General features: G+C 59.4%; 18 protein-coding genes and 2 pseudogenes. 6 read left to right on the forward strand and 14 right to left on the reverse strand.

Translation table 11 applies throughout. The features are described from left to right. Positions 1-149 precede the first annotated feature (149 nt). Positions 150-1,085: a LysR substrate-binding domain-containing protein gene (locus AC1Q5O_RS23705; RefSeq protein ID WP_492566411.1), complete on the reverse strand. Its 936-nt coding sequence runs from the start codon at positions 1,083-1,085 to the stop codon at positions 150-152. A gap of 356 nt (positions 1,086-1,441) precedes the next feature. Between AC1Q5O_RS23705 and AC1Q5O_RS23710 the strand changes: the two genes are divergently transcribed. Next, positions 1,442-2,086 (forward strand): hydrolase, encoded by a 645-nt coding sequence (locus AC1Q5O_RS23710; protein ID WP_492566413.1) that lies wholly within the window; start codon positions 1,442-1,444, stop codon positions 2,084-2,086. A 127-nt stretch (positions 2,087-2,213) separates the two neighbouring features. Next, a pseudogene (locus AC1Q5O_RS23715) lies at positions 2,214-2,453 on the forward strand (putative quinol monooxygenase); the annotation flags it as partial. Positions 2,454-2,793: 340 nt separating this feature from the next. Here AC1Q5O_RS23715 and AC1Q5O_RS23720 read toward each other — a convergent pair. Together AC1Q5O_RS23720 and AC1Q5O_RS23725 are read right to left on the reverse strand one after the other, a co-directional pair. Continuing rightward, positions 2,794-3,543, reverse strand: a complete 750-nt coding sequence (locus AC1Q5O_RS23720; RefSeq protein ID WP_492566416.1) for an SDR family oxidoreductase — start codon at positions 3,541-3,543, stop codon at positions 2,794-2,796. A gap of 89 nt (positions 3,544-3,632) precedes the next feature. Continuing rightward, positions 3,633-4,571 carry an alpha/beta hydrolase family protein gene (locus AC1Q5O_RS23725; protein WP_492566418.1) on the reverse strand — a complete coding sequence of 313 codons (939 nt, stop codon included), beginning with the start codon at positions 4,569-4,571 and terminating at the stop codon, positions 3,633-3,635. Between the two features lie 94 nt (positions 4,572-4,665). On the opposite strand from AC1Q5O_RS23725, the gene AC1Q5O_RS23730 reads away from it, so the two are divergent. From AC1Q5O_RS23730 to AC1Q5O_RS23745, 4 genes and pseudogenes are all read left to right on the forward strand, one after another. Next, on the forward strand, positions 4,666-5,301 hold the full coding sequence (locus AC1Q5O_RS23730; RefSeq protein WP_492566420.1) for a TetR/AcrR family transcriptional regulator: 636 nt from the start codon (positions 4,666-4,668) through the stop codon (positions 5,299-5,301). A gap of 327 nt (positions 5,302-5,628) precedes the next feature. Continuing rightward, positions 5,629-5,870: pseudogene (locus AC1Q5O_RS23735) on the forward strand (P-type conjugative transfer ATPase TrbB); the annotation flags it as partial. 320 nt (positions 5,871-6,190) lie between these two features. After that, positions 6,191-7,135 (forward strand): pirin family protein, encoded by a 945-nt coding sequence (locus AC1Q5O_RS23740; protein WP_492566422.1) that lies wholly within the window; start codon positions 6,191-6,193, stop codon positions 7,133-7,135. A 60-nt stretch (positions 7,136-7,195) separates the two neighbouring features. Further along, positions 7,196-7,594: a RidA family protein gene (locus AC1Q5O_RS23745; RefSeq protein ID WP_492566424.1), complete on the forward strand. Its 399-nt coding sequence runs from the start codon at positions 7,196-7,198 to the stop codon at positions 7,592-7,594. Between the two features lie 16 nt (positions 7,595-7,610). On the opposite strand, the gene AC1Q5O_RS23750 is transcribed toward AC1Q5O_RS23745, so the two are convergent. From AC1Q5O_RS23750 to AC1Q5O_RS23800, 11 genes are all read right to left on the reverse strand, one after another. Beyond that, on the reverse strand, positions 7,611-8,576 hold the full coding sequence (locus tag AC1Q5O_RS23750; protein ID WP_492566426.1) for a zinc-binding dehydrogenase: 966 nt from the start codon (positions 8,574-8,576) through the stop codon (positions 7,611-7,613). Between the two features lie 108 nt (positions 8,577-8,684). Continuing rightward, the gene (locus AC1Q5O_RS23755; protein WP_492566428.1) at positions 8,685-9,452 is read right to left on the reverse strand and encodes an alpha/beta fold hydrolase; all 768 of its coding nucleotides are present in this window, start codon (positions 9,450-9,452) and stop codon (positions 8,685-8,687) included. Positions 9,453-10,422: 970 nt separating this feature from the next. Beyond that, the gene (locus tag AC1Q5O_RS23760; RefSeq protein WP_492566430.1) at positions 10,423-11,112 is read right to left on the reverse strand and encodes a CPBP family intramembrane glutamic endopeptidase; all 690 of its coding nucleotides are present in this window, start codon (positions 11,110-11,112) and stop codon (positions 10,423-10,425) included. Between the two features lie 156 nt (positions 11,113-11,268). Beyond that, positions 11,269-12,591, reverse strand: a complete 1,323-nt coding sequence (locus AC1Q5O_RS23765) for a sensor histidine kinase (RefSeq protein ID WP_492566432.1) — start codon at positions 12,589-12,591, stop codon at positions 11,269-11,271. Next, positions 12,588-13,262: a response regulator gene (locus AC1Q5O_RS23770; RefSeq protein ID WP_492566434.1), complete on the reverse strand. Its 675-nt coding sequence runs from the start codon at positions 13,260-13,262 to the stop codon at positions 12,588-12,590. Before AC1Q5O_RS23770 ends, AC1Q5O_RS23765 begins: the two co-directional genes overlap by 4 nt. 225 nt (positions 13,263-13,487) lie before the next feature. Then, positions 13,488-14,498 carry an alpha/beta hydrolase gene (locus AC1Q5O_RS23775; protein WP_492566436.1) on the reverse strand — a complete coding sequence of 337 codons (1,011 nt, stop codon included), beginning with the start codon at positions 14,496-14,498 and terminating at the stop codon, positions 13,488-13,490. Positions 14,499-14,730: 232 nt separating this feature from the next. Next, positions 14,731-16,473: a monovalent cation:proton antiporter-2 (CPA2) family protein gene (locus tag AC1Q5O_RS23780; RefSeq protein ID WP_492566438.1), complete on the reverse strand. Its 1,743-nt coding sequence runs from the start codon at positions 16,471-16,473 to the stop codon at positions 14,731-14,733. A gap of 112 nt (positions 16,474-16,585) precedes the next feature. Then, positions 16,586-17,428: an alpha/beta fold hydrolase gene (locus tag AC1Q5O_RS23785; RefSeq protein ID WP_492566440.1), complete on the reverse strand. Its 843-nt coding sequence runs from the start codon at positions 17,426-17,428 to the stop codon at positions 16,586-16,588. A 135-nt stretch (positions 17,429-17,563) separates the two neighbouring features. Beyond that, a complete protein-coding gene (locus tag AC1Q5O_RS23790; protein ID WP_492566442.1) occupies positions 17,564-18,430 on the reverse strand; it encodes an SDR family NAD(P)-dependent oxidoreductase in 867 nt (288 codons plus the stop codon). A gap of 31 nt (positions 18,431-18,461) precedes the next feature. Next, entirely contained in the window at positions 18,462-19,502 is a 1,041-nt protein-coding gene (locus AC1Q5O_RS23795; RefSeq protein WP_492566444.1) for an Atu2307/SP_0267 family LLM class monooxygenase, read from the reverse strand. A gap of 240 nt (positions 19,503-19,742) precedes the next feature. Continuing rightward, positions 19,743-20,396, reverse strand: coding sequence for a hydrolase (locus AC1Q5O_RS23800; protein WP_492566446.1), 654 nt, complete (start codon positions 20,394-20,396; stop codon positions 19,743-19,745). Positions 20,397-20,523: the final 127 nt, after the last annotated feature.

The raw sequence follows: 20,523 nt of genomic DNA on the forward strand, positions 1-20,523 counted from the left end.
AGGCCGTTAAGCTTTGAGGCTGATCCCTGGCAGCTCTCGCCGAGACGGTGCTGACGATGAGCGTCGAGATCGTTCTGCTGCGTATCACCCAGCTAAAATCGGAATATTTGATCCTCACGGTTACGGTTTATGGGCTCACGAGCCTAATTTTACATCGAAACCTTGACAGGAGGAATGATCGCGTTGGCTTGCGCGCGCTGGACGGCACATTCATGTGCAAGAAAATCGACAAGCGCCCTGACTGCAGGGAGCAGCCCGCGCCGCGACGGGAAGACAGCGTGAACTATTCCCGCCTCGGGCCTCCAATCGGGCAGAATGTCTACCAATTTACCGGCCCTGATATCTTCGCAAATGAAGATGGTCGGTAGCTGTACGACACCCGCACCGGTGATAGCCGCTTCACGAAGAGCCGCCATGTCATCCGTGACCAATCGAGGCGAATGAGGAAGAGTTGCCACCTGACCATCCGGATGACGTAACTGCCAGGCGTGCTCTCTCTTGGGGCGCCCCAAAGCAAGGCTCGGAAGGTTCTGCAGATCGGCGGGTGATTGCACAGCTTCGCTGACCAAGCCTGGTGCTGCGACGAGACACTGGAAGCTTTCGTCAAGTCGCTTCATAACAAGATCGGTTGGCTCCAACGGTGGAAAACGGACGCGGATGGCGAGATCGAGACCTTCGGCAATCACATCGACCCGGCGGTTCGTTCCCTCCAAATGCACCTGGACTCGGGGGTTTTGCATCATGAAACGCGCAATCAGTTCGCTGAACTGGAACAACAACAGTCCGGAGGGACAACTCATACGCACCACGCCACGGGGTTCTGCATTCACTTCGGCTGCAATCTGTTCGGCCGCTTCCGCTTCCACAAGCATTGCAGCGCACCGTTCGTAGAAGGCGCGGCCAACCTCGGTCACGGAGAAGTGACGGGAAGAACGGTTGAGGAGGCGGACGCCCATACGTTCCTCAAGAAGAAGGACGCGGCGGCTCAGCCTGGATTTTTGAATTCCCAGTGCGCGCCCTGCCGACGAAAAGCCGCCATGGTCCACGACTACCGCGAAATAGTACAGATCGTTGAGGTCTTTCATCGTCCTTATTATAGGACGCTGCGTTGCATCACGCAACCTTCCGACGCCATCGTCGCGCTGCTAGGCATTGTTTCGCATCAATTTTGCCAAGGGTGGGGGTGACGATCAATGGGTGAGCCGAGTTACGATCTACTTTGGGAAGCGGCCTCCACATAATCGATGGCGCAACCGAACCCGCCAGGATGGCCAGGCTTCAAACACGGCCTTTGTGCCAAGATTTACAGGATGACAGAGGGGCGACCCGGACCACGCGTGTGGCCCCTCTTCCCTGTGGGAAGACGTGCGCTCGTCCTTCCACTTGATAAAGGGCTCCGGCCCGCATTCAGCGCGCAATCGCAATTAAGGAAACCATTTCCATGGCTAGTGAATCAATCCGTAACGCCCAGACAGACCATCTCCTCACTCCGGAGAATTCGGCCTTTATCATCATCGACTATCAACCGGTCCAAGTTTCTTCGATTCGCTCGATGCCTCGCGACGAACTTGTGTTTAACATCGTCAGCACGGCGAAAGCTGCAGTAAACTACAACCTGCCGATCATCCATTCGACCGTCAACGTCAAGACCGGACGCAACAAGCCGCCGATCCAGGAACTCCAGGATGTGCTAGGTCACCTTCCGACTTATGACCGGACTTCGATCAACAGCTGGGAAGACACGGAATTCAAACAGGCCGTCAAGGCGATCGGCCGCAGAAAACTCATTATGACGGCACTCTGGACAGAGGCGTGCCTGACCTTTCCCGCATTGGATGCGCTTCAGGAAGGTTATGAGGTCTATGTTCCGGTAGACGCAGTCGGCGGTACTTCGCTTGCCGCGCACGAGGCCGCACTGCGGCGCGTTGAACAGGCTGGCGCTAAAGTGATCAGCCGCGTCCAGATGTATTGCGAACTCCAGCGTGACTGGGCGCGCGACGCAACAGTTCCTGGCTTTATGGGCGTCTTCGACCACTCCGACGGCTTCAATCCGGAGAAAGCCGCTGAACACGCGGCAAAAGGCTGAACAGACACCTGACATCTGATGATTGCGGCGGCCGCGAGAGCTGTCGCCGCACATCTGCGAGGAGAGAATAATGAGTGAATTATGCATGGTCGTCGGGCTCAAGGCGGCGGCGTGAAAAGAGGATGAACTCCGCAGAAATCTATTGGCTCTTGTCGAACCTTCGCGCAATGAGGACGGCAATATCCGCTACGATCTGTTCGAAGATCAGGAGCAACCTGGTTTCTTCGTGTTTGTTGAAGAATGGGCGTCTCCCGAGGAGCAGATCAAGCACCACGAATACGGTCCCCACATCCAACATTTTCACGCTAATGGCGCAAAAAATATCGAAACGAGGCGTTTCGTACACATGCTGAAGCGTGTCGTTTGACAAGGTCTTTCGAGCGGGAGGTTCCTATTGAAAACACTGCGGTCTCGATCTTCGTGGCCGCGTCGCGACGGGCGCGACACCACAGGTAACCCAAAGCGCGATGAGGCTGAGAAACCAGTAAAGGCTGTAGACTCCCACCGCAGTTCGGCGCATCTCGCGGCATTTAATCTCGGCCTTAAAACGGTTTCCGTCGATCGGCGCCCGCGTCATGGATCGCGGAACCCGGCCACTCGTCATCGCTCAGTGTCTCTCGGCAGCGAGTGAAATTGGGATGACGGAGCGCATCGTCTCATTCGAAACTTCCGAGCGGGACGGCCGGTGAAGGGGCAGAAGTAAGCCGTTATGCGACCTGTGCGGCAAGCTTTACGGCATCCGCGCCGGCCGGGATGCGAAACGGCGAAGAGGCATCGGTCACTGCGTGCCAGACCGCTTTTGCCACGTCGCTCGCAGTGGTGATTTCGGCCGGCTGCGGCGGTGTTGCGGAGAACACCTGTTTCGCCCAGCCGGCATAGGCTTCGGGTATGCCGTTCTGCGAGCGATCGCGGGCGGTCGCGCTAAAGGAAGTTTCCGGCGCCCGACCGGGAATGACGAGCCGCACGCGTATCCCGAACGGCTCCACCTCCAAGGCGAGGTTTTCGCTGAATGCCTCAACGGCCGCCTTGGCGGCCGTATAGGCAGACAACATCGGTAACGGCTTGAGCGTCACGGCGGACGACACGTTGACGATCACGCCCGTCCCTTGCGCGCGGAAGCCGGGCAGCACGGCTTGCGTCATCGCCATGGTGCCAAAAGTGTTCAGCTCGAAAAGCTGGCGCGTTGCATCGATCGACACGCCTTCCAGCGCACCCATCAGACCGGCACCGGCATTGTTGACCAGGGCGTCGATCGGCCCTGCTTCGTCCAGGGCACGGGTGATGCTGGCAGCGTCGGTCACATCGAGTGCAACGACGCGCAGACGTTCGGATGCGGGCAGCACGTCCTCATGAGGCTTGCGCATCGTGGCAATGACAGTCCAGTTGTGATCGAGGAAATAGCGGGCGGTCTCAAGCCCGAAACCCGATGAACTGCCGGTGATAAGGATCGTGTTCATGTGAAAACTCCTGTTTGTGGGGATGTGCAGCGCGAACCGTGGATAGGGTTGGACGCGCTTTGGTGGGAGGAGGAACAGGCGTACCTGGTTTACTTCGTCTCGACGCTGCCTTCCGGCGCAGCATCAGCTGCCAACGTCGCGACCGTATCCGAAAATGCGGGATCGCCGGGATAGAGCGCGCTGCGGAGGAAGGCGGTCGAAAGGCGCTGGATCGCGGCGACCCGCTGCGGCCGTTCGTCTGTCGTCTCGCGCGCCTCGTAACCGGGAATGCCGCCAAGAGCATGCTCGCCGCCAAAGGCCGTAAACAATGCCTTGGGTGAGGGGCTCAGATCGTAGGCATCACGCCACCATTCAGCGCCACGTGTCGAAAGCCTGCCCACGTCATGGTCTCCCACGACGATCAGGGTCGGCGCCGTCATGGTCGAGAAATCTGGATACATGAATGGGTAGGTACGGGCTGCATATTCGGTCAGGTCATTGCCTCGACCTGGCGTCGCCAGCAGCACGCCCGCCTTCACGCGGTTGTCCTTCCTGTTGACCACCGATCCATTGTCAGGATCGGGATGGGTGGCGCCGAGCAAGGTACTGGCAGTCTGCGCGCCCCATGAATGGCCGGCAACCGCGATGCGCGAGTGATCGAGCCGCCCCCGGATCATCAATGCTTCGTTCTCGATGCGATCGAGCCCGTCGAGAACGGCGGCGAGGTCTTCCTCACGGAAGCGCCAGAATTGGGGGCGGCGAGGATCGTCCGGGGCAAGGTCGAGCATCCGCGAATCCAGATGTGTCGGCTGGATCACGACGAAACCATGCGCCGCCCAATAATCAGCGAGGGGGCCATAGGCGTGAAGCGACTGGCCGCTGCCATGCGAGAAGATGATGACGGGCAGCGCATCGCCTGCGATCGGTAAGGAAACCCGAACGTGCAGGTCAACGCTTCGTCCCGGGGACGGCAAGGTAATGGGAGAGATGGAGACAATAGCGGGTAAGCCGGCGGCATGCGCGCGGGCTTCAGCGAACGAGCTGGACATAGGACTGTGAACCTCCGAACTGGCAAACGGATCAATGATCCGTTATACTGTAAATACGGATCAATGATCCGTTTAGCAAGAAGGATCGCGGAAAATGTTGTCGACCAAATTCCGGAATGCAGTCGAGGCCGCGTCACCGGCTCCTGGCGATGCCGAAGCGTCCGCACCGCGAATGCGTGCCGATGCGCGCAGGAACGAGGAAGCACTTTTGGAAGCCGCCAAGATCGTGTTCGCCCGTTCGGGGGTGGATGCGCCCATAAGGGAGATCGCGACCCAAGCGGGTGTTGGACTGGGTACGCTCTACCGCCGTTTTCCGACGCGTGCCGACTTGGTGGCGGCGGTATTCCGCCGCGAGGTTGATGCCTGCGCCGATGCGGCAGCGACGCTTGCCGCTGAGCGCGGGCCAGCCGATGCGCTGGCAGCTTGGCTGAAGCGCTACACGCGTTTCTTGGCCACCAAGCAGGGGTTGGCCGCGGCGCTCCATTCTGGCGATCCGGCATTCGCCACCTTGCCGGACTATTTCCGAAGCCGATTTGAACCGGCTCTGTCGATGCTGCTGAATGCCGCTGCCGGTGCGGGAGAAGTCCGAGCTGACGTTGCGCCCTACGACCTGCTGCGCGCGATCGGAAACCTCGCCGTGGCTTCGGGGGAGGATGGGCCGGCGCACACCGAACGAATGCTCATGCTGCTGCTGGATGGCCTGCGTTATGGTGCGGGGAAGGCAAAATAGCCGCAATTGCCACGAAGACGCTCGATAGGATCGATACCAGAAATGGAAGCTTTCGGTGCTCTCCTTCCCAAAAGAAGCCTTACTGGTTTCCACCCGATTGCTGCCTTTGTAAGGGCCACCGAATCGCCGCCGGCATTTTTACACGCAGTCGGCGAACAATCGCAGTGACTAATCCGTCAAGACGAGGCCCTCGCCAAAATTCTCCTATATTTGCACGCCACGCTACTACTACGACTGAAACTTGTTGAACCGGCCTGATTCCGGGCTCTTTTAATAATCCCTGATCCCGGGACCATCTGTCGCGTCCCAACGAGAAACGGGGACGAGATGGCATCCACCCACCTCAGGCAGGGAGCGATCCAACGCGGCGTGCGCATGCTGCGCATCGCGTTTGGAGCGGCAATCGCCAGGTTTCTGGAAAATCCGGCTGTGGTCGAGGTGATGGTGAATCCCGATGGCCGCATCTGGGTGGATCTCTCCTACGGGCTGGCCGACCCGGAGAGAGGGTGACGGCCGCCGACGGCGAACGCATCGTCCGCTTGGTTGGGCACCGTGTCGGTGCGGACTTGCCCGTTCCCCTTGGTGTGACACAGCTTCGCATGAACGGGCGCTACCGCACCATAAATATAAATGTCAGTGTCTTTTCAAGCACTGTCGGAGGCGGTTTAGCCTGCCAATCACACTAGTCTCATCGGCAACAAAAGATGTTTTCATGACCTTTTATATTGGACTTGGCTCGCTTCTTCGCCCCAACCACTCGGTGGCCGTTCAGATCGATCACCAGCCCTACCAGCTTGGGTTGACGCCTGCCAAAAGATGCGGCGACCAACCGCCAATCGTCCGCCACCTGCGACGGCCTCTATGACCAGTTTGAGCGAAGGAATTTGACATGAGCTGGAATCCCACCCAGAACCCCGAATGCCCCGAAACTGGCAGCCTCGACGCAATCGAGACGCTCATCATCCCGCGCACCCGCGATCTCGGCGGGTTCGAAGTGCGCCGTGCATTACCCGCCCCGCAACGGCAGATGGTTGGCCCCTTCATCTTCTTCGATCAGGTGGGACCGGCGGAATTCCTGACTGGCGGTGGCATCGACGTTCGTCCGCATCCGCATATCGGGCTGGCGACCGTGACCTATCTTTATGAGGGCGCTTTTCACCATCGCGACAGCACCGGCGCCGACCAGATGGTCTACCCCGGTGAGGTGAACTGGATGATCGCCGGTAATGGCGTCACCCATTCCGAACGCACCAGCGAGGAGATGCGCAGCCGTCCCCGCACCGCTTTCGGAATCCAGACCTGGGTTGCGCTGCCGGATCACGCGGAAGACACTGCGGCCAGTTTCGAGCATCACGGCCGCGAGGCGCTGCCGGTCATCGAGGATGAAGGCAAGCAGATCCGGCTGATCATCGGCTCGGCCTGGGGCGCGCGGGCGCCGGTCAAGACCTTCACTGAGACTTTCTATGCCGATGTCATTCTATCCGCCGACGCAAAACTGCCACTGCCCGATGATCACGAAGATCGGGGCGTCTATGTCGTCGAGGGCAGCATCCTGATCGCCGGAACTCCGTTTGCTGCTGGCCAGATGATGGTGTTCCGTCCCGGCGATCGGATCAGCCTGACAGCAGGCGAGGCAGGCGCGCGCCTTATGGTGCTCGGCGGCGAGACAATGAATGGACCGCGCTATATTTCGTGGAACTTCGTCGCCTCGTCGCAGGAGAAGATCGATGCCGCGAAAGAAGCCTGGCGCAAGGGTGACTGGGAGCATGGTCGCTTTCGTCTGCCGCCCGGCGACGAGGCCGAGTTCATTCCGCTGCCCGAACAGTTGAAGTAATCGAATGTCGGACCAGATTGGTTAACATACCCATCGACAACTATTAAGAGAGGACGAGAAATGACAAAACCCCAGGCCATCGTTCCCGTCAACAGACATGCTCTTTACGAAGAACATCGCTATTCGGCAGCGATCCAATCAGGTGATCTTCTTTTCGTTTCAGGGCAAGTTGGTAGCCGCGGTGATGGAACACCTGAACCTGAATTCGAACGCCAGGTTCAACTGGCATTCGACAACCTCAAGGCTACACTCGATGCCGCAGGCTGCACGTTCGATGATCTCGTGGACGTCACGACGTTCCACACGGATCCGGAGAGCCAGTTCGCAACGATCATGGCGGTCAGGCAAAGGTTTTTCACCAAGCCGCCTTATCCCAACTGGACTGCCGTTGGAGTAAACTGGCTGGCCGGGTTCGATTTCGAGATCAAGGTCATCGCGCGCATACCGGAGAGCAAGTAAATCCTGAGGCTTTTCCTCATCCGCCCACTGTAAGGACGGCCTTACCCGCGAACTCTCTTTTCAGGAGTTCGCGGGCTGTTGCATCGATGTTAGCCCATGGTGCGGTTTTTCCGATAACCGGACGCAGACTTCCATCAGACAGCCGCCGCGCAAGATCGGCAAGAATGGCCGACCCGTCGGCCGCACCCTCCGGCCGGGTCAGCTCCTCGAGGAGGAAGAAGCCATAGAGCACCGTAGCGCCATATGCTCCGCCGGATTGAAGGCGGAAGCGACGGGCGTCAAAGGTCGTGAGCGTATCCTCCGAAGCATCACCGAAAAGAACGCAGACACCGCGCGATGCCAGCCACATCAGCGCCTCGCCCAGAAGCGAGCCTCCGACGCCCTCAAGAATCAGGTCGTAGGGCCCACCCTTCTCGCCAGCCTCGACGCCGACCGCGATATCTTTCGCGCCAAGGCTGCGCAGGAATTCCGCATTCGAGCCATCCCGCGCGAAGGCCGTCACGTGGGCGCCTGCAGCCGCTGCGAGCTGGATCGCATAAATGCCGACACCACCCGTGGCCGCCGTGACGAGAACACGGCTTCCTAGACCGATCGCCTTCTTCTGCAGCGCTACGGCCGCGGTCAGACCTGCGACAGGCAGGGTCGAGGCCGCTTCAAAGCTTACGTCGTCGGGAATTTTGGCAAGCCGGCTCGTCGGCACGGCGACACGTTCCGCCCAGCCACCGCTCCATACCAGGCCCACCACGCGATCACCCGGTTGGAAACCGGATCCTTCCGGGGCCGTCTGTACCACGCCGGACAAATCCCATCCGGGTCGATCGCCATCGGTACCTTCATAGAGTGCACCGCGAACTTCACCGTTGTTCAGCGAGAACGCGCGAACCGCGACGATTGCCTCGTCCGGCACGCCATCAGGTTCTGTATGGTCGGCAAGGACCAGGTGAGTTTCTGCACCTGTCTTTGAAACTGTAACAGCTTTCAATGTGACACTCCCCGATTCAGTATTCGATCAGATTTGGATCTGGTTACGTATCGCGTTGCGGGTGGAAACACGCGCAACGGGTGGTTGCCTATTGGCCGAAAGCAGGATTTATTTCGCAGCCTCTTCGATCAGATCCGTCACAGCCTGCGGGTGCGAGACCATCACGACATGCGATGCTCCATCGACCACGACTGTCCGCCTGGAACCTGCACGCTTCGCCATGAAGCCGAGTGCCTCAGCCGGGATATTCTTGTCGCCATCACCATAGACGAAGTAGGAAGGCAGTGTTCTCCAGGCCGGTTCGCCAGACTTTTCCGTCAAAGCCGCTTCAGTGATCGGCCGCTGGCCGACCGCCATCAACGCAGTTATCTCGGCGGGAACGTCGTGCGCGAATTGGTCGCGGAACTTCGTCTGGTCGATGTAGAGATCGACACCGCCGTCAATGAGCTTGACAGGGGTTGCAAGCGCATCCCCAAGCGTGCCGCCGGGGAACTTGCCCGCCAGATCGGATGCAGATTCGCCAGAATCTGGTGCGAAGGCAGCCACATAGACGAGTGACTTGATGTTGTCGTGCCCACGCGCAGCGTTAGAGATAATCTGACCTCCGTAAGAATGACCGACGAGCACCACCGGGCCCTCGATGCTGCCGATGACGTCGGAGACGAGGCCTGCATCATTCGAGACGCTGCGCAACGGATTGGCGACAGCGACCGTCTTATAGCCGTCCTTCTGAAGGTTGATGACGACGCCGTTCCAGCTTGACGAGTCAGCAAACGCACCATGAACGAGGACGATAGTGGGCTTGACCGGTTGAGCAATAGCGGCACCGGATAGAAGGGCGGTCGCGATAGCAACCGTTGCAGCAAACTTGAGCATGATCACTTCCTGCTTATATCTGTTTTTGTGAATTTCCGGACGGAGAATCTGAGGCGCGGGCGAAACTTGACGTCGGAGGTGAAGCGTTCGGTCTAGTCATCACCGTCGTGGATGCTCCGGGTCTTGCTATTGGCCTGCCGGAGGTATTCGGGCTCTCGTTTGGTCGACATCCGCGGACGGACAAGACTGACCGATGTCGACGAGCACGAAAATTTCAGAGCGACACGCAGACCAGAGCCTTTACAAGCAGTCATCGTTCAATCCTTTACTGCCGTGGAGGCATGAATTTTATTGTTCCTGCACGAGCTTTGGTAGCCCTTTTTCATGACAAGCTGTGTCGCTGAAAGCGGAACGCTGTGCTATGCATTCGTAAACGCCTAGTGGCAGCGGGCGCGTTTATTCAGTCTTGGCACGCGATGTGCAGCTGCCGACGTTTGGTCCTTATCGATGGCACTCACGCCGGTCAGGATCGCGTCTGCAGCGGTCCCAGCGAGCGCGGTCGGCCATAATCTGAGCATCTCTTGCAATCTCTTGTGTCAATCGGGTCCGCTCGAGCGACTCCCGTCGCGCGTTGTCGCGCCGCGCCTGTTGTTCCAGCATGCAGTTCGTATAAGCGCGAGACCCATAGGGCGCTCCAAAGCTCTGGCATGTATTCGCGTCCCTGTACTGGCGTTCTTCGGCTGACACACACCCTGTTACAGCGAGGCCGAACAGGGCTATGGAGAATATGGTTATCGCAGACCGACGATGTTCGACGGAAGGACGTTGCAGCATTCTGTTGATCTCCTTGAGAAATGAGCGTTGGGCGCTTCTTCGGCGACAAGAGCAAGGCAGAGCAGCGGTGCCCTGCAAGCCCGCCATGACCGCCCATAGCCCCAAAAAGCAGGCAAACATTGTGGTAACATTGTCTGAGTTTGAAAAGTGCTCGCTGAACAGCCCGGTTAAGGTTCGCAACCATCGCGGTGCGCAATTACGGCATAGGTGCGAAGCCAAACGCCGACGCGATGCTATTCATCCCGTTATAGACGCAGTGCAGGATGACACAGGGCCAGATCGATCCGGTTGCCCGGAAAAGGACAGCGGCTAGAAGACCGACCATGATCGCGATGGGTAGGATTACGCTGACACCGTGCGCGAGTCCGAATATGATTGAACTCAGAACGACGCCGGCAAACGCGCCGTAGCGGTTGAGCGCATTCGCAACGACACCTCTGAAGAGGATTTCCTCGCCGAAGGGTGTGAAGATGGCGCCGCCCAGGAAGGACAAGAGAAACGGAAGCGGGCCGCCACGTGCGGCCGCATGCAGGATGCCCTGAGGATCACTGGTTCCGAACAGGGCAAGATATGTGAACTGTACGATCAGGTTGAGGCCATAGCTGACGATGCCCGTTGCTGCCGCGATCATCAGCCAGTGAGGCGAGACAGGTGTGAAGCCGAACGGGCGCAGATCCCGTATGCGGAGGCCATATGCTGTGGCGAAAGCGCCGACGCCTACAACTCCCCCTGCGGTCGAGCCGACAACTCCGAGGAGAACAGGGTCGTTTCCCGGAAGAAATCCCATCAGCACGCCGAAAGAAAGAAGAAGAACCACGTATGTTACGAGTCCAATGAGTATTTCCGGCCAGCCAGGTCTTTCCCATCGATCATCTGCAATCATCATCAATCTCACCTATCGCTGAGCACGCCTGTCGGGGCGCAGTGCATTGCAAAATGCGAACCGTGGATGTGGACGCATGTAGCAGCCATCAGCCAGATTTATCAGTCCGTCCGGGTAGTTGCGCAGGGAAACATTGCGTCAATATTGGCTGGGCGGTCACTACCCAGCCGCGGGAAATGCCACCCGTACGATCGCCCCTCCACCGGGCGCCGTTGTAACGGCGACGCGGCCGCGATGGTGGTCTACGACCTGCTTCACCAGGTTGAGACCCAAACCGGTACCGGAAGAGCGCGGCCGCAGCCGATGAAAGGGCTCGAATATGCGCTCATGTTCCTCCCCCGGAATGCCAGGACCGTTATCCTCGACTTCCAACGCGAATCCGTCGATCCGCACAATGACTTTGTCACCGCCATGCTCGACTGCGTTTTGTATGAGATTGGTGAGCACACGCTCAATCGATCCGGCGTTGCCCCTGATCGAGCCGGCTCGCTTAACCGCCACCTCGATTGTCTTGCCCGACGCGATCAACACTGGCGCCAGATCGGCAGCGACGCTGCGCGCGAGGACAACGAGGTTGATCCGTTCGGTCGGCACCCCGTTGTCCAATCGGTGAAGATCGAGCAGCTGCTCCGAGAGGGTCGCAAGTCGAGACACATCTTGCAGAAGCGAACGCATGCCTTTGTCTTTCGCAGCGTCGATCTTCATCCGCAGTATCGCAATTGGTGTCCGCAGCTCATGCGCAGCCGATGCGATGAACCGCTGCTGGCGATCATAGCCCTCATCAAGGCGACCGAGCGCTTCGTTGAAAGCGAGGACGAGCGGGCCGATTTCACGCGGAACCTTGTCTTCCGAGAGCCGGATTCCACGGCGCTCGGCGTCGATACGTTCCGCTTCTTCTGCGGTCTTTATAACGCCGCCCAAGGCGCGCTTGACGATCATTGGGGTCGCGAAGATGGAGATGAGCGCCAGGGTCAGGAAAATGGTGATGGCGACGACATTCGACGCCAACGTGATCAGCGCTGTGAAGGGGCGGACGCGGCCGTGTGCGATGATCTTGATGTCACCCATTGGGCCCGATTCCTGTCGCACGATGGCGGAAAGGGTAAATGGCGCGAACTGCCCGCGCATGTCCGCAGAAGCCAGTTTGTCGAGGTGATCAACAAGGGGGGCGAACTCTGCTGGCACCTGGCCAAAGGCAACCGTATTGCCGTCGCCAAGCCGGGCCGCGAACCAGAGATCTGGCAATTTGTCTCGGAGTTTCGCCAGCTCTGGCGTCACTTCCACTACCGCAGTTCCAGCCGCATCGCGGACGATTGAATCTGCGGCGACTTTTACGACGGCCTCCTCGACGTACATCCCATCGAGGGTCGAATTGACGAAAAAGATGATGAAGCCGATGGCGGCAGCGGCGATCGCCAGAAATTGAAGGATGAGGTACCCAGTAATAAGGCGTGCCTTCAATGATGGCTGACGGCGCTTCAATCCTTTTCCCTGAGCAAATAGCCCACTCCTCTGACCGTATGGATTTCGACGCCGGCACCCACATCACTGAGTTTTCGGCGCAGCCGTGAGATATGGGAATCGAGTGTATTCGATTGGATCATGTCGTCGAAGCCATAGACTGCTTCCTCAAGGGACTCGCGCAGGACCGTGCGCCCGCGCCGACGCAGCAGTGTGGTGAGCACCCTCACTTCCCGTCTCTGCAAACCCAGGCGCGTGCCGCGCACCCTGGCTTCGTTATAGGCCATGTCGAACACGAGGTCACCGATGACGATCTCGTCTGGCGCAAGCTCGTTCGGACGGCGCTGAACAGCACGGATACGGGCAAGCATTTCCTCCAGGTCGAAAGGCTTCACCAGGTAATCGTCGGCGCCATCGTCGAGCCCGGTCACCCGGTCAGCCAGCTCGCCGCGGGCGCTCAACACAATGATCGGCACGCCCGGAGTGTCGACCCGCAGCTGCTGAATGAGGCTGAGGCCGTCGCCATCGGGCAGTGTGCGATCGAGCAGGACGAGTTCATGCACGCCCGACCGTGACGCTTCACTGGCGAGTGAAAGGCTCGTCACCCAATCAACCACGAAACGGTCGCGTTCGAGTGCGCCGCGCAGTGCTCTGGCGAACTCCGTCTCATCTTCAACGAGAAGTATCCTCATGATGGCGCTCCCGCAACCCGGGAAGGTGCGCCTGAATTAGTGAAGTGGAACCTCTTGTCGCCGAGCTGTCGTGCCCTAATACGGACACGCCTCATTTTCCCTGGCTTGCCCAGGTTTGACATGCATTCGGGAGCTTCGACGCAAAGCTGGGGTGACGACTTCGCCGCAGTCGCCCTATTGACTGAACTCTTTCGTGCATGAGGTACTAACGGGTAAGGCATTGACCTAGCGAACCGTCTTCGCCAAACAGCCGGTGACAAAACGAACGACTTCCTCCGTGAGTTCCTGATCCTCCGGAGCGCCTCCAAATCCGCCATGCGGCATTGCCTCGAAAACATGCAGCTCTGCCGGAACTCCCGCACGTCTCAGCTTGCGATGAAGTCTCACCGCATTGGAGAGGAACAGATCGCGGGTTCCACTTTGCAGGAAAGTCGGCGGAAAGCCGGCCGACATATCTCCCAAAAGCGGAGACAGGTAAGGATGAGACAGATCCTCTCCATTCGCATAAAGCAGGTTGTTCGACATCAGCGAATTCGGCAGAACGACGTCGATCGTCCGGTTGGTCTGAAAGCTGTCACCCGATTCAGTGAGGTCCACTTCCGGGGAAAGTAGCACAGCACCGGCCGGAAAAGGCAGACCCTCGTCTCGTGCCCTCAGAATCGTAGCCATCGCCAAATTACCGCCAGCCGAGCGACCGCTAAACACGACACGGTTCGCGCCATACCGCTGAATCAGGTGCCTGTAGGTCACCATGCAGTCGTCGAGGGCGGTGGGATAGGGGTGATCTGGCGGCATGCGGTAGTCGATACCGTAGCAGATCATGCCGTGCCGCTCTGCTTGTACTCGCGCACTTTCCCGACAGGAATCGCCGCCGCCAAAAACAAGCGCGCCGCCATGCAGATCGATAAGAACACAATCCCCAAGTCTAATATTTTCCGGTGTTGCTACATGAACGGTGGTTGTATCGAGATGTAGCGTTTCGAGATTTCCTTTCGTTTCCTTCACAGCGTCCAGAAGAGTTTCGGCATAATACCTGTCGGCAGCGATCTGCATCTGCCGCCATGCCTCATGATCTTGTGGTGACGGTGTTGGAAAGAGCGCGTTGAGCGGCGTTCCCTCGCGTACGGCGGCATGCAACATCGCCTGCGCTTCGACGCTGATTGAGGCGGGGACGGGGATTATGCGTTCGTCTACGCGGACTCCTTGTGAAACAATTGGCTTTTGACCGTCTTTCATTGAAAGTTTCTCCCAATCCATCCATCCGTCTCGCTGATGTCTTCGTGCGCCAGTCCGTGGCCGACTGGAAGCTCACGCAATTCCACGGGCGCACCATTTACTTTCAAGGCGTCAGCCACTGCTCACGCTTTATGTGCAGATGGATCATTTTATTCATTCAGCATCCGCACGCTCGTTCCGGAAAGATTCACAGCAGAGACGGTCACAGGTACGTTTGCAGAAAGCCTGACCATCAGAGCGGCTTTCGCACGGGTTGAAGGAGCAGCCGGTTGCTGCCCGACATGATGTCCCCGTGAACCTGCTCGGACAGGCGCTCGGCATCGCGCCGACGAATGTCGATGGTGGCATCTTCAATATCGGCTTCCCCGTAGCCCAACGCCCGCAAACCTTCGGCCCCCATCAGGTAAGCGGATTCGGCCGTTTCACGAATCTGGTAATCAACGCCGGCGCGGATCAGTTCTATCGCGTTTCCACGATCGTAGCTGCGGACAAGAAGCTTCGCCTGGGTGAACTCGTGTTGCGCCAGTTCCACGATCTTCATCGCAGCCTTCGGGTCGTCGACACAGACCATGATCGCATCGGCTTCCCCCGCACCGGAGTGGCGCAGCGTGTCGAGCCGGGTTCCGTCGCCGAAGAAGACCTTGAACCCATATCGCCCGGCATCGCGGATGCGGTCAGGGTCCGTGTCGATGACAGAAAGCTCCACGCCCTGCGATAGAGGTATCTGCGACGCGATCTGACCGAAGCGTCCAAACCCGATGACAAGGACCCGTCCCTTGAGATCGTGGGCGGCATCGACGCCATCCATCGACGCTTCCGTTCGAAGCAGAAGGTCGGTCGCTATCGTGAGCAGCGGGGTCAGTACCATAGACAGGATCACGACGGTAGCAAACAGTGCGTTCTCCCGAGTTTCGATCACACTGCCCGAGGTCGCTGCCGCATAAAGGACGAAGGCGAATTCACCGCCCTGGAGGAACATAGATGTGCGATGCAGGGCCTGATGGTTCGAGCCGCCGAACAGACGCGCGACCACATAGGCCACAGCGCCCTTCGTGACCGTGAACGCGCCCAGCAGAGCCAGCAGGAGCGGCCATTCGGCCGCGACGATCGAAAGGTTCAGCGACATGCCGACCGCAAGAAAGAAAAGTCCCATCAGCAAGCCGCGAAACGGCTCGATATCGCTTTCGATCTGGTGGCGGTAGCTCGAGCCCGAAAGCATCACTCCGGCGAGGAACGCGCCCATCGCCATCGACAAGCCGGCGACGTCCATCAGCAGTGCTGCGCCGAGCACGACCAGTAGCGCACCTGCCGTCAGCACTTCGCGGGTGCGGGCGCGTGCCAGCAAGGCGAAGAACGGATTCAGGCCCCAGCGCGATACGCCCAGAAGCACGAGTAGCGCCGCAACGGCCACGAGGGCGTTAGTCCATCCTGCCTGCCCATGCGAGAGCGGTGAGAGAAAGGCGACCACCGCCAGCAGCGGTACGATCATCAGATCCTCAAACAAGAGGATAGCCACCGACTTCTGTCCCTCTGCGCTCGAGATTTCGCCCCGATCCTGCAGCACCGACATGATGACGGCGGTCGAGGATAAAACAAAGCCCGCCCCGGCGATGAAAGCGACGGTCGCGGAAAGGCCAAGGAGCAACGCGCCCGTCAGTGTGAGGATACCTGTGGCGAAGAAAACCTGGACGAGGCCCAGCCCGAAAATCTGGGCTCGCATCGCCCATAACTTGTTCGGGCGCAGTTCCAGTCCTATCACGAACAGGAACATCACCACACCAAGCTCGGAAAAATGGAGGATGGATTGGGTGTCGGTGAACAGCCCCAGCACCGATGGCCCGACAACAACGCCAGCGGCGAAGTAGCCGAGCACCGATCCGAGCCCTAGCCGGCGGAATAGCGGTACAGCGACAACAGCCGCTCCCATCAGGACAACTGCCGGTCCAATCGTTTGCCCCAGGCTCACTTCAGCCATCGATGTGCCTTTCCTGCTTTGCATTGTTCATGATCGAAGGGCGACGGACGATAAGCCGTCGCCCGTGATCGATAGTTGGAAGCGAGGCCAGGCAGGGTGTCCGCCACCTCGCTTAAACCTTGTCACGGCCTTCGATGAACGCCAGCAGATCGGCATTGATCAGCTCGGGATGCGTGGCGAACAGGCCGTGCGATAGGCCCGGATAAGTCTTCAGCGTGCCGTTCGGCAGGAGGTTGATCGCCTTGCGGGCCGAAGCGTCGATAGGCACCACCTGATCGTCCTCGCCGTGCATCAGCAGAACCGGCAGAGTAACAACCGTTAGGTCCTCGGTGAAATCCGTCTCCGAGAAGGCGGAGATGCAGTCGTAATGGGCCTTTGCGCCGCCCATCATGCCCTGCCGCCACCAGTTGCGGATCAACCCCTCGCTTACTTCGGCACCTTCGCGATTGAAGCCGTAGAAGGGGCCAGTTGGGACATCGAGGAAGAACTGAGCGCGGTTGCGCAGGAGCGCCTCGCGAAGTCCATCGAACACCTGCATTGGCAGGCCACCTGGATATCGCGGCGTCGCCAACATGATCGGTGGCACCGCGCCAATCAGAGCGGCCTTCGACACACGGCCAGGCTCGCTGCGAGCGACATAACGGATCACCTCGCCGCCACCGGTCGAGTGCCCGACGTGAACCGCGTCCTTCAGATTGAGTTCCCGGGCAAGCTCCGCGACGTCGGTCGCATATGTGTCCATCTCGTTCCCTGTATCGGTCTGGTCCGAGCGGCCATGACCGCGCCGGTCATGTGCGATGACGCGGTAGCCCTTGCCGAGGAAGAACAGCATCTGGTTGTCCCAGTCATCCGCGCTTAGCGGCCAGCCGTGATGGAACATGATGGGCTGCGCATCTTTCGAACCCCAATCCTTGTAGAAGATCCGGGTTCCGTCCTGCGTCGTAATCGTCGTCATGGTGTTCTTTCATTTCCTTGGGTTTTCGACAGAGGAGACTAGGTTGCCATCCCTTCCCGATGGCGAACGATCGCCGTTGAGGCGTTAACTGGTCGACCATCGGCATCCGGATGTTCTTGTTGCTTCACATGCGGGTCAACGCGGGCCGACGAACTGCAGGCACAGCTTATCCAGTTCCGCATCGAATTTCTCCCGCGCCATCCGAAACATCTCCTCAGCTTCGGAACCCACAGCCGCGCGGCTTGGCGCTGGGTGCTGCTCGGCAATTTCGATAACGCGAGCTGCCACCGCACTCGGCTCGATCCCGCCTGCCTGAAGGCTGTTGAGCCGATCTGCGAAGGTTGCGAACGCCTTGCCGTAGAGCTCGCGTTGCTTCGAGGTCATTCCGTCTGCCACTCGCGCCAGAGCCGCCGTCTCCGCTGCGCCGTCGGTCTTCATGCTGCCGGCGGAAATCACAACCACGTCGATGCCAAAGGGTCTCAGTTCTGCGCGATAAACTGTCGACAGTACCTCCATCGCGGCCCTTGACGCACCCGATGCCCCGTTGAAGGGGAGCGGCACGCTCGCCATCCAGGAGCTGATCTGAACGATCCGTCCATGGGCTATGCGCAGAGCCGGCAGGAATGCGTTGATCACCGAAAGGCCACCAAACATATTCACCTCGAACTCGTGCCGTATGGCGTCCAGCGCAAGGATTTCGATCGGACCGGGCGTTGGAATACCTGCGTTGCTGATCAAGGTGTCCAGCCCGGCTCCATCGAGCGCGTCCGATACGCCGCCGGCCCAGGCCCTGACGGCGTCCTCCCTGGTGATGTCGCAGACCGCGAGGCTAACGCGGCCGCCTGAAGCTTCCCTGAGATCCTGTACCTGAGCAGCGGACATTGCTGTACCGAAGACGACACAGCCCTTGGCGGCGAATCCAAGTGCGATCTCACGGCCCAGGCCGGAGCCAGCGTCAGTGATCGCCACGGAACGCCAACGTCGGGCAGAGCGCATTGCCATCATGTATCTCCCTTCGGAAATGCAACGCTTCTCATGCCTGCACCGTAGCTGCTCGAATGATTGGCGCGACTTTGGTACCGAGAAGCTCGATCGAGCGTTTCATTGCCGCCGTTTCCAAGGAGGCGGTGCTCATCTGAAAGGTGATGCGAGAAAGACCGCCCAGCGCCTTGCTGGTCTGAAGCATCTTCTCGGCAACCGTCGCCGGAGCGCCGATCAGGAAGGCGCCTTGAGGGCCCGCCATGTCTTCAAACTGCTGACGTGTCGGGGGTGACCAGCCCCGCTCGCGTCCGACCTTGGTCGTCAGATGCGCCCAGCCCGGGAAGAAGGCATCCATTGCCGTCGCGTCGGTCTCACCGACGAAGCCCATCGCGTGAACGCCCACCTTGAGCTTTTCGGGATCGTGCCCTGCGCGCATACCGGCCTCGCGATAGATATCGACGAGTGGACGAAACCGTTCAAATGTTCCACCAATGATCGCCACCATCAGCGGAAGCCCGAGCGCGCCGGCACGCGCGAAGGATTGCGGCGTACCGCCGACGCCAAGCCATAACGGCAGTCGCGGTTGGTGGGGCCTCGGAAACACCCCCTGACCGTTCAACGCCGGGCGGAATTGGCCTTCCCAGACGGGATTACTTGTCTCGCCAAGCTTCAGGAACAGGTCTAGCTTCTCGGCGAAGAGTTCGTCATATGCCCGTTTGTCCAGACCGAAGAGTGGAAAGGCCTCGCCGAATGAACCTCGGCCGACGACGAGCTCGGCACGCCCTCTGGAAATCAGGTCAAGGGTCGCGAATTCCTGGAAGACGCGTACAGGATCGGCGGCGCTCAGTACCGTCACCGCACTCGTCAATCGAATCTGGCTGGTGCGTGCCGCTGCTGCGGCGAGTATGATCGCCGGTGCGGAATCGAGGAATTCATCGCGGTGATGCTCGCCGATGCCGAAGACATCGAGCCCGACCCGGTCTGCGACCTCCACTTCCTCAAGAAGATCGGCCATGCGGTCGGTCGCGGAGGGAAGGTTTCCTGTCGTCGGATCAGGAAGGATCGCGGCAAAACTGTCGACACCAATTTCCATGAAGGCTCCTTCGAAACTCTTTGGTCGATGGGGGTGGCCGCGAGAACGAGGCTGCTGCTCGACCTCTTCTGCACCCGATATCGTTCAGCGCGATAGGTCGCCTCGACTGCGGCCGTGCGTGCCGTTTCACGGCGGCCTCCGGCACCAATGCAAACTCCGTCTCGCCGTCGACGGCGTTGATGAAAACAGCGGCAAGGAGGGCGCGATCGGTTGCGCGCCCTTCCCATTACCCGGTTCGGATCAGGCGACTTTGCCTGGCACCGGCGTATTGAGAAGCTGCTGCTCCCAAAGATACGCGATGCCGCTGCCGCTGAAGTGCTGGATGAGAATCTCGGTCAGCTGCTCGACATGTCCGGTGCGCGCCCAATCGCGTTGCCATTCGCCAGCAAGCGCCATCACAGTCATCGGGTTCGCGCCGGCCGCGATCATTCGCTGGACGGCAACCTCGTGAGACTCCTTCGAAATTCCGCCCGACGCGTCGGTGATCACGGTCACGTCCCAGCCTTCACCGGCCGCCTGGATGACAGGCATTGCGACGCAGACCTCGGTCCACAGGCCGGCGATGATCAGCTGCTTGCGGCCCGTCGCCTTGACGACGTTCACCACATTCTCGTCCTGCCAGGTGTTCACCCAGGTGCGATCGATGACCTCCTGGTCCGGAAATACGTCGGTGATCTGCTTGAAGAGATGACCGCCGCGCCCCGCGATCACGCTGGTCAGAATGGTCGGAACATCGAAGGCTTTTGCCAGCTTCGCCAGCGCGGTCGTGCTGTTGACCACAGCTTGCGGGTCGTGGCTGTTCAGGTTCGCTAGCTGGTAGGGCTGGTGGTCGATCAGAACGAGAACCGAGTCTTCGGGGCGAAGAAGCGAATCAAGGCCGTTACGAAAAGTCATGGAAGCATCCTTTGCTGCTGTTGAGGCGTGGGGAAATCGGCAGGCGCGTACTGCCTTCCGAGGGCGCCCTGATCGACAGTGTCATTTTCATTTGTGATGCGGTAGCGCCTGTTCTCGTGAAGCTGTG

The sequence above is a fragment of the Phyllobacterium sp. MT110 genome, from assembly GCF_058792715.1.